Annotated in this window: 13 protein-coding genes; 9 read left to right on the forward strand and 4 right to left on the reverse strand. The window is 65.5% G+C overall.

The window, feature by feature from the left end:
- Positions 1 to 431: 431 nt before the first annotated feature.
- From recQ to ACEF39_RS16140, 5 genes are all read left to right on the forward strand, one after another.
- Positions 432 to 2237: a DNA helicase RecQ gene (recQ, locus tag ACEF39_RS16120; RefSeq protein WP_500285782.1), complete on the forward strand. Its 1806-nt coding sequence runs from the start codon at positions 432 to 434 to the stop codon at positions 2235 to 2237.
- 93 nt (positions 2238 to 2330) lie between these two features.
- Entirely contained in the window at positions 2331 to 2717 is a 387-nt protein-coding gene (locus tag ACEF39_RS16125; protein WP_500285783.1) for a CopL family metal-binding regulatory protein, read from the forward strand.
- A gap of 75 nt (positions 2718 to 2792) precedes the next feature.
- Complete coding sequence (locus ACEF39_RS16130) at positions 2793 to 4607, forward strand: copper resistance system multicopper oxidase (protein WP_500285784.1); 1815 nt, start codon at positions 2793 to 2795, stop codon at positions 4605 to 4607.
- Complete coding sequence (locus tag ACEF39_RS16135) at positions 4604 to 5554, forward strand: copper resistance protein B (RefSeq protein WP_500285785.1); 951 nt, start codon at positions 4604 to 4606, stop codon at positions 5552 to 5554. The genes ACEF39_RS16130 and ACEF39_RS16135 overlap by 4 nt, the downstream gene beginning before the upstream one ends.
- Before the next feature lie 81 nt (positions 5555 to 5635).
- Positions 5636 to 6148, forward strand: a complete 513-nt coding sequence (locus ACEF39_RS16140; RefSeq protein ID WP_500285786.1) for a GNAT family N-acetyltransferase — start codon at positions 5636 to 5638, stop codon at positions 6146 to 6148.
- A gap of 6 nt (positions 6149 to 6154) precedes the next feature.
- Here ACEF39_RS16140 and ACEF39_RS16145 read toward each other — a convergent pair whose 3' ends face one another.
- Positions 6155 to 6478 (reverse strand): TFIIB-type zinc ribbon-containing protein, encoded by a 324-nt coding sequence (locus ACEF39_RS16145; protein ID WP_500285787.1) that lies wholly within the window; start codon positions 6476 to 6478, stop codon positions 6155 to 6157.
- Between the two features lie 149 nt (positions 6479 to 6627).
- Between ACEF39_RS16145 and ACEF39_RS16150 the strand changes: the two genes are divergently transcribed.
- Entirely contained in the window at positions 6628 to 7395 is a 768-nt protein-coding gene (locus tag ACEF39_RS16150; RefSeq protein ID WP_500285788.1) for a CPBP family glutamic-type intramembrane protease, read from the forward strand.
- Between the two features lie 92 nt (positions 7396 to 7487).
- Positions 7488 to 7910: a response regulator gene (locus ACEF39_RS16155; protein ID WP_500285789.1), complete on the forward strand. Its 423-nt coding sequence runs from the start codon at positions 7488 to 7490 to the stop codon at positions 7908 to 7910.
- Between the two features lie 63 nt (positions 7911 to 7973).
- Here ACEF39_RS16155 and ACEF39_RS16160 read toward each other — a convergent pair whose 3' ends face one another.
- Both ACEF39_RS16160 and ACEF39_RS16165 read right to left on the reverse strand, forming a co-directional pair.
- Positions 7974 to 8912 (reverse strand): alpha/beta hydrolase, encoded by a 939-nt coding sequence (locus ACEF39_RS16160; RefSeq protein WP_500285790.1) that lies wholly within the window; start codon positions 8910 to 8912, stop codon positions 7974 to 7976.
- An 87-nt stretch (positions 8913 to 8999) separates the two neighbouring features.
- The gene (locus ACEF39_RS16165; protein ID WP_500285791.1) at positions 9000 to 9845 is read right to left on the reverse strand and encodes an alpha/beta hydrolase; all 846 of its coding nucleotides are present in this window, start codon (positions 9843 to 9845) and stop codon (positions 9000 to 9002) included.
- Between the two features lie 736 nt (positions 9846 to 10581).
- Between ACEF39_RS16165 and ACEF39_RS16170 the strand changes: the two genes are divergently transcribed.
- On the forward strand, positions 10582 to 10938 hold the full coding sequence (locus ACEF39_RS16170) for a hypothetical protein (RefSeq protein WP_265955808.1): 357 nt from the start codon (positions 10582 to 10584) through the stop codon (positions 10936 to 10938).
- A gap of 80 nt (positions 10939 to 11018) precedes the next feature.
- A complete protein-coding gene (locus ACEF39_RS16175) occupies positions 11019 to 11327 on the forward strand; it encodes a hypothetical protein (RefSeq protein ID WP_500285792.1) in 309 nt (102 codons plus the stop codon).
- Positions 11328 to 11392: 65 nt separating this feature from the next.
- Here ACEF39_RS16175 and ACEF39_RS16180 read toward each other — a convergent pair.
- Positions 11393 to 12627 (reverse strand): IS3 family transposase gene (locus tag ACEF39_RS16180; RefSeq protein ID WP_500285793.1). Its coding sequence is split into 2 segments (ribosomal slippage): positions 11393 to 12276 and positions 12276 to 12627, totalling 1236 coding nucleotides; the frame shifts between segments, so codons are not numbered across the junction.
- Positions 12628 to 12674: the final 47 nt, after the last annotated feature.

Raw genomic sequence — 12674 nt, forward strand, 5'->3', positions numbered from 1 at the left:
GGTCGCGCCATCCATGGCGCTCACGCCCCCGCAACCGGACCCACCCCGCCTTCGACAGATTTCCGCGATCTTCCGGAACAGCCATTGGGGTCGGATCCGTTTTCCGCAGGAAAACGGATCCGACCCCATTTTGTTTGTCGATATCTGACAGATTTGATCCACGCATGGCGTGGATGGACCCACCGCCACCGGGAAACTGTCGAAGGCGGGGCGGTGTCGGATTGCGGGGTGTCCGCGGCATGGATGCCGCGGCCAAGCCTACAGGGACGTACTTGCGGCGTCCCCGCAATCCGACACCGCCCCGCCAAACCACGTATCAGCCCAAAGCCGGCTGTTGCTGTTGCTGTTGCCAGAGTTGCCGGCCAGCGGCCGGCACTACAGCAGGTGCCGGGTGCAACCCGGCCGAACCCCCGCCGGGGTAAACTAGCCGGATGGCTTCCCGTCCCGCGCACGACCTGCTCCGCCGCGTCTTTGGTTATGACGATTTCCGTGGTCCGCAGCAGGACATCGTGGAGCATGTGGCTGCCGGTCACGATGCCCTGGTGCTGATGCCTACCGGCGGCGGCAAATCACTGTGCTACCAAGTGCCCGCCCTGCTGCGTGACGGCTGTGGCATCGTCATCTCGCCGCTGATCGCACTGATGCAGGACCAGGTCGAAGCCCTACGCCAGCTCGGTGTGCGCGCCGAATTCCTGAACTCGACCCTGGACGCCGAAACGGCCGGCCGGGTCGAACGCGAACTGCTCGCCGGTGAGCTCGACATGCTCTATGTCGCCCCCGAACGCCTGCTGACCGGCCGTTTCCTGTCGCTGCTGTCGCGCAGCCGGATCGCCCTGTTCGCCATCGACGAAGCCCATTGCGTGTCGCAATGGGGCCACGACTTCCGCCCCGAATACCGGCAGCTGACCGTCCTGCACGAGCGTTGGCCGGAGATTCCGCGGATCGCCCTGACCGCTACCGCCGACCCGCCGACCCAGCGCGAGATCGCCGAGCGCCTGGACCTGGCCGAAGCACGCCACTTCGTCAGCTCCTTCGACCGCCCCAACATCCGCTACACCGTGGTGCAGAAGGACAACGCCCGCAAGCAGCTGAGCGATTTCCTGCGCAGCCATCGCAGCGAGGCCGGCATCGTCTACTGCATGTCACGGCGCAAGGTGGAAGAAACCGCCGAGTTCCTGTGCACGCAGGGTTTCAACGCCCTGCCCTACCACGCCGGCCTGCCCTCGGAAGTGCGTGCCAACAACCAGCGCCGGTTCCTGCGTGAGGACGGCATTGTCATGTGCGCGACCATCGCCTTCGGCATGGGCATCGACAAGCCGGACGTGCGCTTCGTCGCCCACACCGACCTTCCCAAGTCGATGGAAGGCTATTACCAGGAGACCGGCCGCGCCGGCCGCGATGGCGAAGCCGCCGAAGCCTGGCTCTGCTACGGCCTGGGCGATGTAGTACTGCTCAAGCAGATGATCGAGCAGTCCGAGGCCAGCGAGGAGCGCAAGCAGCTGGAGCGGTCCAAGCTCGACCACCTGCTGGGCTACTGTGAATCGATGCAGTGCCGCCGCCAGGTGCTGCTGGCCGGCTTCGGCGAGACCTATCCCAAACCCTGCGGCAACTGCGACAACTGCCTGACCCCGCCGGCCGCTTGGGATGCCACCATCCCCGCGCAGAAGGCCTTGAGCTGTGTGTACCGCAGTGGCCAGCGCTTCGGCGTCGGCCACCTGATCGACGTCCTGCGTGGCAGCGAGAACGAAAAGGTCAAGCAGCAGGGCCACGACAAGCTGAGCACCTACGCCATCGGCCGCGATCTGGATGCGCGCACCTGGCGCAGCGTGTTCCGCCAGTTGGTGGCGGCCAGCCTGCTGGAAGTGGACAGCGAGGGACACGGCGGCCTGCGCCTGACCGATGCCAGCCGCGATGTACTGACCGGTCGCCGCCAGATCAGCATGCGCCGTGATGCGGTCAGTGCCAGTGCCGGGCGTGAACGCAGCGCGCAGCGCACCGGCCTGTCGGTGCTGCCGCAGGACCTGGCCCTGTTCAACGCGCTGCGCGGCCTGCGCGCCGAGCTGGCGCGCGAGCAGAACGTGCCGGCCTTCGTGATCTTCCACGACAGCACCCTGCGCAACATCGCCGAACAGCGCCCGACCTCGCTGGACGAACTGGCCCGGGTCGGTGGCATCGGCGGCACCAAGCTCAGCCGCTATGGCCCGCGCCTGGTGGAGATCGTGCGCGAGGAAGGTTGAGCGCGCCCCGGCCCCAGCCTGGTGCTGCTCCAACCTTGAACCGGCCATTCAGCCGGATGTGCATGTCCGCCCACTTGCCGCTAGATTAGCGCCATGTCCCTCGCCTCGACCCTGCTCCGTGTCGTGCTCATGCTCAGCCTGTTGCTCAACGGGCTGAACGCGGCCATGGCCAGCGGACACGAGGAAATGGGCCGCATGGCCCACGCGATGACCTCGGCGATGACCGACGAGGGCGACGCGGACTGCCACCACCACGCCGGCATGACCGCCGACGAAGCGCCACAGGCCAAGGCCCCCGCCCATGACGCGCACTGCCAGATCAAGGACTGCGTGCGCAGCTGCGCGCAGCACCCGCTGCTGGCGGTGCAGGCACTGCCGTTCCTGGCCGGCCCCGGTCTTTCCCTGACTCCGCAACCGATGCCTGCCAACGGCCGCCCGGCACCACTGTTGCCGCCGATCTCACGCCCTCCCATCAACTGATCCAACACGCCTCGTGCGCGCTGCGCACTGAAGCCGGCCCTGTGCTGGCGTCCTTCCGTGTTTGGAGTCACCACCATGAGTACCCGTATTCCTCCCGGCCCGGGCGCTGTGCCCATGCCGTCGCGCCGTCTGTTCGTGCAGGGCATCGCTGCTGGCGGCGTGGTCGCCGGCATCGCCGCGGCCAGCATCCCGCAGCGCGCGCTCGCTGCCGCCTCTGCCGCGCCACGCCTGGCCGGCGCGCCGGCGGTCATCAGCGATACCCGCGTCGAACTGGCCATCGGCGAGTCGCTGGCCAACTTCACCGGCCGCACCCGCCCGGCGATCACCGTCAACGGCTCGCTGCCGGCACCGATCCTGCGCTGGCGCGAAGGCCAGACCGTGGACCTGTTCGTGCGCAACACGCTCGGCCAGCACCCCACCTCCATCCACTGGCACGGCATCCTGCTGCCGGCCAACATGGATGGCGTGCCCGGCCTGAGCTTCAACGGCATCGGCCCCGGCGAGACCTACCACTACCACTTCGATCTCAAGCAGTCCGGCACCTACTGGTATCACAGCCATTCGCTGTTCCAGGAACAGGCGGGGCTGTACGGCGCGCTGATCATCGACCCGGCCGAACCGGCGCCGTACCGGCATGACCGCGAGCACGTGATCATGCTGTCCGACTGGACCGACATGGATCCTGGCGCGCTGTTCCGGCGCATGAAGAAGCTCGCCGAGCACGACAACTACTACAAACGCACCCTGCCTGACTTCCTGCGCGACGCCCGTCGCGATGGCTGGTCGGCCGCGCTGTCCGACCGCGGCATGTGGGGCCGGATGCGGATGACGCCCAGCGACATCTCCGACATCAACGCGCACACCTACACCTACCTGATGAACGGGACTGCGCCGGCCGGCAACTGGACCGGGCTGTTCCGCAGTGGCGAAAAGGTGCTGCTGCGCTTCATCAACGGCGCGTCGATGACCTACTTCGACGTGCGCATTCCCGGCCTGAAGATGACCGTGGTCGCCGCCGATGGCCAGTACATCCATCCGGTCAGCATCGACGAGTTCCGCATCGCCCCGGCCGAAACCTACGACGTACTGGTTGAACCCAGCGGCCAGGATGCCTTCACCATCTTCTGCCAGGACATGGGCCGCACCGGTTATGCCGCCGGCACGCTGGCGGTGCGCCATGGCCTGCAGGCACCGATTCCGCAACGCGACCCGCGCCCGTTGCTGACCATGAGCGACATGGGCCACGACATGGGCGGCGGTGGCCATGGTGGCCACGACATGGCGGCAATGAAGGGCATGGAAGGCGGCTGTGGTGCCAGCATGGGCCACGGTGCGCATGGCGGCGGCAGCGATGCCGCCAGCAAGGCACCAAAGCATCCGGCCAGCGAGCACAACAACCCGCTGGTGGACATGCAGAGCTCGGCCACCGAGCCAAAGCTGGACGACCCCGGCATCGGCCTGCGCGACAACGGCCGCCAGGTGCTCACCTATGGTGCGATGCGCAGCCTGTTTGACGACCCCGACGGCCGCGAGCCCGGCCGCGAGATCGAGCTGCACCTGACCGGCCACATGGAGAAGTTCTCCTGGTCGTTCGATGGCATTCCCTTCGCCGGTGCCGAACCGCTTCGGCTGAACTACGGCGAGCGCATGCGCATCGTGCTGGTCAACGACACCATGATGCAGCACCCGATCCATCTGCATGGCGTGTGGAGCGACCTGGAAAACGCACAGGGTGAATTCCAGCTGCGCAAGCACACCATCGACATGCCGCCCGGTACACGCCGCACCTATCGCGTACGCGCCGATGCACTCGGTCGCTGGGCCTACCACTGCCATCTCCTGTACCACATGGAAGCCGGCATGATGCGCGAAGTGAGGATCGAAGAATGAGCCGTTCCCTGCTTGCTCCGAGCCTGTTGACCCTCGGCTTGCTGGCCACGCTGCCTGCATTCGCACAGTCCCATGCCGGCCATGACATGACAGCGCCTTCGCCTCCTGCCGACGCCACACCAGCGGCAGCTGCCGACGTAGATCATTCGAAGATGGATCACGGTGCGATGGACCATTCAACGATGGATCATGGCGCGATGGATCACTCGACAATGGGCCACGGCACGCCCGCGCCGATGCAGCCGCGCGAACCGATACCTGTCCCCACCGATGCTGATCGTGCGGCCGCGTTCCCACCCATCGCGCATGGTGCGATGGAGCACCCACCGGAAATCCACAGCCTGCTGCTGATCGATCGCCTGGAACACTGGGATGGAAAGAACGGCAACGGCCAGGCCTGGGAGGCCAGCGGCTGGATCGGCGGCAACATCAACCGCCTGTGGCTGCGTACAGATGGCGAACGCAGCGAAGGCCGCACGGAATCGTCGGGCGTGGAAGCACTCTACGGGCGTGCCATTTCGCCGTGGTGGGACGTGCTGGTCGGCGTACGCCAGGACTTCCGCCCCGCCGACTCACGCACCTGGGCGGCGATCGGCATCCAGGGGTTGGCACCGTACAAGTTCGAAAGCTCGGCCACGCTGTATGCCGGTTCCGGTGGCCAGCTGATGGCCAAGGCCGAAATCGAATACGACGTGTTGTTGACCAACCGGTTGATCCTGCAGCCCCTGCTGGAAGCGACCGTGGCCAGCAAGGATGAGCCGGAGTACGGCATCGGCCGCGGCCTCAACAAGGTCGAAGCCGGCCTGCGCCTGCGCTACGAGTTCAGCCGCCGCTTCGCGCCGTACATCGGCATCAGCCACGAACGCGCGTTCGGCGACACGGCGGACTATGCAGGCGACCATGCACGCGACACGCGCTGGGTCGCCGGCATCCGCATGTGGTTCTGAGCAGCCGATCATGAGCACTCGCCAGCCCCGGCAACCACCGGGGCCGGCTACACTGCCGCACGTTCCATTGCAGGCTGCACCATGTCGTTGCATATCCGCCGCGCCACCCTGGCCGACGTCGACGCGCTGTCGGCGATCGCCATCGCCACCTATACCGAAACCTGGGGCGATTCCTATCCGCCGCAGGACCTGCACACCTTCCTGCAGGATCACTACGGCACCACACCGCAACGGGTCGAACTGTCCGACCCGCGCAGCGCGGTGTGGCTGCTGCTGGAGGGCGAAACGGTGGTGGGCTATCTGGCCGCCGGCGCCAACACCCTGCCGCATGCGGACGCGCGCGACGGCGACGTCGAACTCAAGCGTCTGTACATCCTGTCCAGCCACCAGAACGGTGGCCACGGTGCGCGGCTGATGGATGCGTTCATGGCCTGGCTGGACCAGCCACAGCGCCGCACCCTGTGGGTGGGCGTGTGGGAAGAGAACTTCGGCGCGCAGCGCTTCTACGCGCGCTACGGCTGCAGCAAGGCCGGCGAGTATGACTTCATCGTCGGCGACAGCCGCGACCGCGAATTCATCCTGCGCCGACCCTGAGCGGCGTCAGAAATCGAACAGTTCGGAGAGGAAGCTCTCCTTCTTCTTTTTCTTGTAGCCCTGGCTGTACTGGCCACGGTTGTCATCATGGCGCTGGCCGAGATGACGGGTGTCGCGGTGCATCACCGGCGGCGGCGCGGCCTGCGGTTGCACAGGCGCGGGCCCTGGCGATGGCATGGCGGCACCCGCACCGTCGGTGGCGCGCTCGATGATCTTGTCCAGCTCGCCACGATCCAGCCATACACCACGGCAGCTCGGGCAGTAGTCGATCTCGATGCCATGGCGCTCGGCCATCTGCAGGGTCTGGGTCTTGCACACGGGGCACAGCATTCGCATTGCTCCTGTCGGTCTGGCCTCGACTGTACATGCGTGCGGATGACTGTGCGGCAACGCATGACCGATGGCACAGGGACTTCCGGCGCGTGCCGCCCCATCCCCCGCCCTGCAGACTGCCCGCTCCCCCGCTGCAAGGAATGCAGATGACTGCCCGCGACTCGATTCCCACCGGCATGCGCCTGTTGCTGGTTCTGCTCGGCGTTGGCCTCGGCCTGAACGTGCGTGACATCAGTGCCGCGCTGGGAGCTCCGATTCCCGCCCTGCCCATGCCCTACGGTGGCAGCCTGCTGGACAACGCGCTGGCGGTGCTGGTCGCACTGCTGCTGGCCACGCTGCTGCGCCCCCGCGGTGTGGGCGTGCTGGCCAGCCTCGGCCTGCGCAGAAACGGCATGGGTGGCCCGTTGTGGGTGCTGCTGGCCAGCCTGCTGTGCTGGCTGGGGCTGGCCCTGCTGGGAACGCCCAACACGGCGCTGACGGCGCTGGATGCCACGATGCTGGCGATGCTGTTCCCGCTGGCCGAGGAAGTGCTGTTCCGCGGCCTCGGCTTCGTGCTGTTTGTGAAGATCGTGCGCGGCCCGTGGCCCCTGCTTGCGCTACCGCAGGCGCTGCTGTTCGGCTTGGTGCATTGGCTCGGCTTCGGCGGCGTCGACGGCGGCGGCACCGCCCTGTTCGTCGGCGCGGTGATCGCCTTCGGTGGCTTCATCTTCGCCTGGCTGGACCATCTGGATGGCAACACCCTGTGGTGCGGTCTGGCCCTGCACATATCGATGAACCTGGCCTGGAATGTGTTCAGCCTCGATGACGCAGTTGCATTGGGCTGGCGGGCCACCGGCCTGCGCATCGGCACTGCACTGCTGGCGGTGGCAGCGCTGGCCTGGCATGTGCGCCGCCAACGCAACAACGCCCTGTAACGCCCACTTAGCCGATCCTGCACACGGGGCTCACTGGGGGCTTGCGCATACTTGCGCGCCTTTCATGCCCTGCCGTCCGGAGTTGTTGCGTCATGCTGCTGTCCAAGCGCCACGTTGAACCACGCGTCCTGCTGATCGAAGACGCCGAGGAAACCCGTGAACTGAGCCGGATGGCGCTGGAGAGCCAGGCCTGCCACGTGGTGGGCGTGAGCTCTGCCGAAGCGGCACTGGGCCTGCTGGCGGCCGGTGAACGTTTCGATCTGTTGTTCACCGACGTCAACCTGGGCCTGATCAGCGGCATTGAAGCGGCCAACCGCGTGCGCAGCCTGTATCCCGAGCTGCCGATCCTGGTGACCTCGGGCATGGACCAGCACGCTGTGCTGCCGCAGCTGCAGGACGGCATCCACTTCCTGCCCAAGCCCTACAACATGAGCGAGCTGCTGGATGCGATCCGGCTGTGCTTCCGGCATGCGGATGTCGGCGTGTTGACCGGGGCGGATGCACAGGCAGCGTGAGACGTTCATCCACGCATGGCGTGGATCTACTGGTACATCTGCATGCGTGGATGGAATTGGCCGTCAACCGCCGGTATACGGTCCTTCGCCCGGAAGCACCTGCAGCAGCGCACGGGTGATCACCCGCGGATACACAGTGAGATGGTCTTCGCCATCAATCACGATGTTCTCCACCTGCAGCTTGCGGCCACTGCGCTGCAGCTGGGCAGTAAAGTCGGCGGCCTGCCGTAGCATGTCGTTGCCGGTGGAGTAGCGCGGCCCTTCCTTGACCGTCTCGTAGCCGCCCACCGACAACAGCACGCGGGTCGGCTGCGCCGGGATGACGGCGGCGTCCTGCATGCGCGGCAGCAGGCCTTGGTCGAACCACAGCGACGGGCTGGACAGGATGTAGGTGCTGAACATGTCCGGCTGGGTCGTCAGCACGTAAGTACCAAACAGCGCGCCATAGGAATGCCCCGCGAACACGCGCCGGGCGGGATCGGTGCGGTAGCGCGCATCGATCATCGGCAACACCTGCGCAGCCACAAAGTCGCGATAGTGCGCGGCACCACCGTAGGTAACATCATCGCTGTAGTAGCCCGCTGGCGTACGCACCGGGTTGCTGGGTGTGTAATCGCGCGAGCGGCTCTGCTTGGACGTCAGGCCCTCCTGCGGCGGCAACCCGACCAGGATGAAATCCTCGATGTTGACGCCCTGCTGCCCCACCAGGTTGCGCACACTGCGCACCAACGGAAAGCTGTACAGCGCATCGGTCACGTACAGCACCGGGTAGCGTTTTTCAGGATGCGCGGCATAGTCGGCCGGCAGCGCCACCCAGATCGGATAATCACGACCAACAGGATCGTGCACGCGCTGCGCTTCGGTATCCGGCAGCACCACGCCCGGCACAGCGGTGGCCGCGCTCTCCTTCGCTTCACCCTGCGCGGCCGGCGGCGCCACCGACATCGCACAACCACTTACGGCCAGGCAGACCGCCACACTCCATCCACGCACACGCTGCATCCGTTCGCTCTCCCGTTGCGGGCGGCGCGCGCAGATGGCGCCGCTACCGCATCCTCACACGCCGCGTTGCTGCACGCCAAGCCACTCTCAAGGCGAAGCCGGCGGCGGCGCCGGGAACAGCGTGCGTAGCGCCTGCAGCGCCGCTGGGTGGTAGATCGTTGCGTGGGTCTCTTCCGGCAGCGGCTGGTACTTCACCAGCGTTGCCGGTGATGCCTGCTGCAACACCGCCGCCAAGCGTGCGCTCGACGCGGCCAGTTCCGGCTGGCCACTGCTGGCCAGGAACAGCCGCGCACCGCTGCGGGCAACTGACGGCAACTGCTTGCCTGCGCCAGACAGCAAAGCGCCGCGGTTCCACCACAGGCTGGGGTCCAGCGCGATATAGCTGTTGAACAAGGTTGGCTCCTGCAGCAGCGTCTCGACCACGAACAGGCCCGCCAACGATTCGCCGATCAGCGCGCGCTCGTCGGTGGTCGGGTAGCGCTGGCGCACCTGCGGCATCAGTTCATCGCGCAGGAAATCGCGATATGCCGCCGAGCCACCAATACGTGGCGCGATCTTGCGATCCTCCGCCACGTTGGTGGGGCCGGTCATATCGCGGCGGGGCTCGGTGTTTTCGATGCCGACCAGCAGGAACGGGCGCATGCTGCCATTGCCGGTCAGTACCTGCACCAGCCCTGCCACGTGCAGGAAGTCCTCGCCGATGCCGCCGTCCGGCATGTAGATCACCGGCAGCGGCGTCTTCGGATCCAGCCCCCACGGCTGCGGGCGATAGACGTTGATGCGACGGGTTTCGCCCAGTGCCTTGGATTCGATGGTGAAGGTTTCGCCGATAGCCAGTGGCGAAGCGGCCGCCGGCTGCGCTGCCGGTTCGGCGGCCATCAGCGGCGCGGCGGAGACAGCGGACAACAACAGCGACAGCACGATCAAACGCATGGGGCGCCCCATCCTGGAAAAGACGCCGAGCATAACGTCCGGAGGCAAGCGTTGGCGGCTGCGACGTGCTTAACATCCCTGCCGGATGCGTAGATCCACGCCATGCGTGGATGATTCCCCGTGAATCGCACCCGGGCGCGGCCCGCCCATACCGCGCGCGTACCGCCACGTGTCGCGTTTGAACCGCCAAGGACGCCTCTACCGTCGCACCTGCACCGAAATGCGGTGGGTACACAGGAACGCGCAGAGGACATTGACGGCGAAAGTGAAGCCAGCTTTACACGCGCTGGTTCACGACAGATGCGCCGCCATGTGCGGTTTACGGCATTCTCCAACGTGATCGACCACATGCGTGAACGAATACGTCGCGCGTTGTCACTTGCTGCATTAGATGCGCCTGCGCAACCATCTTCGCGCGCCTGGAGTCCGCATTTCCCTTCGGAAAATTCTCATTGAACTCCAAGCGCGGGCGTAAACACCATGCTGCGCCACCGACAACGGGTGGCACCGGGCCTGCAAGCCCGTAATGACTATCAAGCACGTTGTTTGCGCTCGCCCGTCGGCACCGTCCTGAATCGGTGCCGGCGGGCGATCCGTCGGCCTCTATGGCGGGCGGTGCGTGGGGGTCTTCGGGCCCGCCGGTCAATTGCTTGATGTCATTCCGGCTTGCAGCCACGCACCGTCCGCCACCCGTCTCAGACGGTGGCAATCCCATCGCAGAGCCGAGGAAGCCGAGATGACCGAACGTCCGCCCTATGCCTCATATGCCGCCAGCGTCAACGACGACGACGACAATCCCATACCCGAACTGAGCACCTTCCTGGGCTGCCTCGAACGCATCCGGGCGGGCGAAGGTGCAGACGGCCAGCCCTGGCCTGATGCAAGCCTTCCCGCAGGGCGCAGGGTGGCGCTGTCACGCCTGGAGCGGGCCGCCGTCGGCATGCTGACCGTGGCAGAGATGCTGCACGCCGCCGATCGCTGCCGATCGATGGCAACGCCGGACCGATATCTGGATGACGGCGTGGTCGAAGGGCTGTTCTTCGCCTGCCGCGGGCTGGCGGAACTGGTGTGCCGGGATATCCGGCCTGAGTAGGAACACCTGCACCACAATCCAGACCATACTCGGGCCGGGTTCGTCCCGAGTTCCATCGACACTGACACAAGGAGGTTCGCATGTTGAATGCCATGATCATTGCCGCGCTGGCCGCAAGCCCGGCTGCTTCCGTGCCTTACGCCGACTGCCTGCTCGGCAACATCCAACCCGGCCTGTCCGACCGTGCCGTGCAATTGGTGCAGCAGGCGTGCGCCGCCAAGCACCCCGACAGCTTCATTGCTTCGCTGGAACTCGAGCGCAATTACAGCGCCCAGCGGCAGGCCCGGTTCGACGCAGAACGCGCTGCAGTGGAGCGTGCTGCGAATGCTGCCGCCAAGGTAGAGGCAGACCGCGAGACAGCCCGTTCCCAGGGCGCGAAGTCCAAGTAGGACTCCACGTTCCTGACCCGTCCTGCCATAGGTTGACACCTATGGGGTGGATGATCCGGCCGCCGTCAGGCGGCCAAGGACGCCCGGTGCATCGCATCGGGCGTCTGCATTTTAAGGGACAGGTGGGGGCGCTCGGCGTTGTAGATCTCCACTGCCTCAGCCACCATCTGCCGAGCCTGTCCCAGGTCCCGTGGGCGACGGAGCAGAAACTCGCATTTGAGGATCCCGTTGATCCGCTCTGCCAGAGCGTTCTGATAGCAATCGTAGCCCTCGGTCATGGAGCAGGTCAGGCCGTGCTTGGCATGGATCTTCTGATAGTTGTCCGAGCAGTACTGGATGCCCCGATCCGAATGGTGGATCAGCCGTTGCCTCGTTTTCCGGGTTTTCAGGGCCATCTCCAATGCCTGCGCGGTATGTTCGGTCTGCAGCGTCTCATTCACGCTCCAGCCTACGATCTTGCGTGACCACGCATCGGTAACAAGGCTCAGGTAAACGAACTTCCCATCTGTTGGTAGATAGGTGATGTCAGCCACCCACACCTGTTCGCAGCCACTGGGAACGATGCATCCTTCACCGGATTTGAGCAGATTGGGATGCTTGCGGAAGCGATGATGGCTATCGGTCGTCTTGTGATACGCGCGGCGCTGCGGCACCAGCAAGCGCGCTTCTCGGAGCACGTCAAATAAACGATCGCGCCCCAGAGCGATCCCCGCCGCCTGCAGCTTCGGCTCAATCAGATGGTGCAGCTTGCGCGTACCGACCCGAGGCTGGCGCGCGCGGCAGTCGCTCACCAGCGACAGTGCCGTAGCATCAGCAGCGTCTCGCCGCTGATGGCGGTGACCGGCCTGATAGAACGCCTGCCGACTGATGCCGAAATGGCGGCAAGCCCTTGCCACGCTTACGCCTTTGAGGCGCCCTTGCGTGAGGACTTGCCGGAAGGCTTTTTTACGATTTTTACCCCGTAATCCTCTTTGAGGACATCCACGATGGCCTCGAACAACTGCGCCTTCTCGTTTGCCTCCCGCAACTGGACCTGCAGGGCCTTGATCTGTTGTTCCGGCGTCAGCGGCTTGGCCGCCCCGGCTTTGGGGACAGTGCTCATGGGAGGCAATGATGCCCCAGCTGACCAATCCTGCCGACCATGCCGACGAAGCCAGGAAAGCACCGTGCTGCGCCCTTGGATCCCATAACGCTCCTGGGCCTTTTTGTAGGTCAGCTCCCCGCGCTCGACCTGGTCTACCACCGACAACTTGAAGGCCAGCGAGTAATCCCGTTGGCTGCGCCTGATTGTTGATTTCATTGAACATTCCTTTTCCAGAGGGAAAAGGTGTCAACCCAATTCAGGAC

This window comes from Stenotrophomonas indicatrix (assembly GCA_041545745.1).
Lineage (GTDB): Bacteria > Pseudomonadota > Gammaproteobacteria > Xanthomonadales > Xanthomonadaceae > Stenotrophomonas > Stenotrophomonas indicatrix_A.

Excerpts from the sequence above, each read along its gene's own strand:
- recQ (WP_500285782.1), top strand. The coding sequence starts at position 432 with ATGGCTTCCCGTCCCGCGCACGACCTGCTCCGCCGCGTCTTTGGTTAT.
- ACEF39_RS16125 (WP_500285783.1), top strand. The coding sequence starts at position 2,331 with ATGTCCCTCGCCTCGACCCTGCTCCGTGTCGTGCTCATGCTCAGCCTG.
- ACEF39_RS16130 (WP_500285784.1), top strand. The coding sequence starts at position 2,793 with ATGAGTACCCGTATTCCTCCCGGCCCGGGCGCTGTGCCCATGCCGTCG.
- ACEF39_RS16135 (WP_500285785.1), top strand. The coding sequence starts at position 4,604 with ATGAGCCGTTCCCTGCTTGCTCCGAGCCTGTTGACCCTCGGCTTGCTG.
- ACEF39_RS16140 (WP_500285786.1), top strand. The coding sequence starts at position 5,636 with ATGTCGTTGCATATCCGCCGCGCCACCCTGGCCGACGTCGACGCGCTG.
- ACEF39_RS16145 (WP_500285787.1), bottom strand. The coding sequence starts at position 6,478 with ATGCTGTGCCCCGTGTGCAAGACCCAGACCCTGCAGATGGCCGAGCGC.
- ACEF39_RS16150 (WP_500285788.1), top strand. The coding sequence starts at position 6,628 with ATGACTGCCCGCGACTCGATTCCCACCGGCATGCGCCTGTTGCTGGTT.
- ACEF39_RS16155 (WP_500285789.1), top strand. The coding sequence starts at position 7,488 with ATGCTGCTGTCCAAGCGCCACGTTGAACCACGCGTCCTGCTGATCGAA.
- ACEF39_RS16160 (WP_500285790.1), bottom strand. The coding sequence starts at position 8,912 with ATGCAGCGTGTGCGTGGATGGAGTGTGGCGGTCTGCCTGGCCGTAAGT.
- ACEF39_RS16165 (WP_500285791.1), bottom strand. The coding sequence starts at position 9,845 with ATGCGTTTGATCGTGCTGTCGCTGTTGTTGTCCGCTGTCTCCGCCGCG.
- ACEF39_RS16170 (WP_265955808.1), top strand. The coding sequence starts at position 10,582 with ATGACCGAACGTCCGCCCTATGCCTCATATGCCGCCAGCGTCAACGAC.
- ACEF39_RS16175 (WP_500285792.1), top strand. The coding sequence starts at position 11,019 with ATGTTGAATGCCATGATCATTGCCGCGCTGGCCGCAAGCCCGGCTGCT.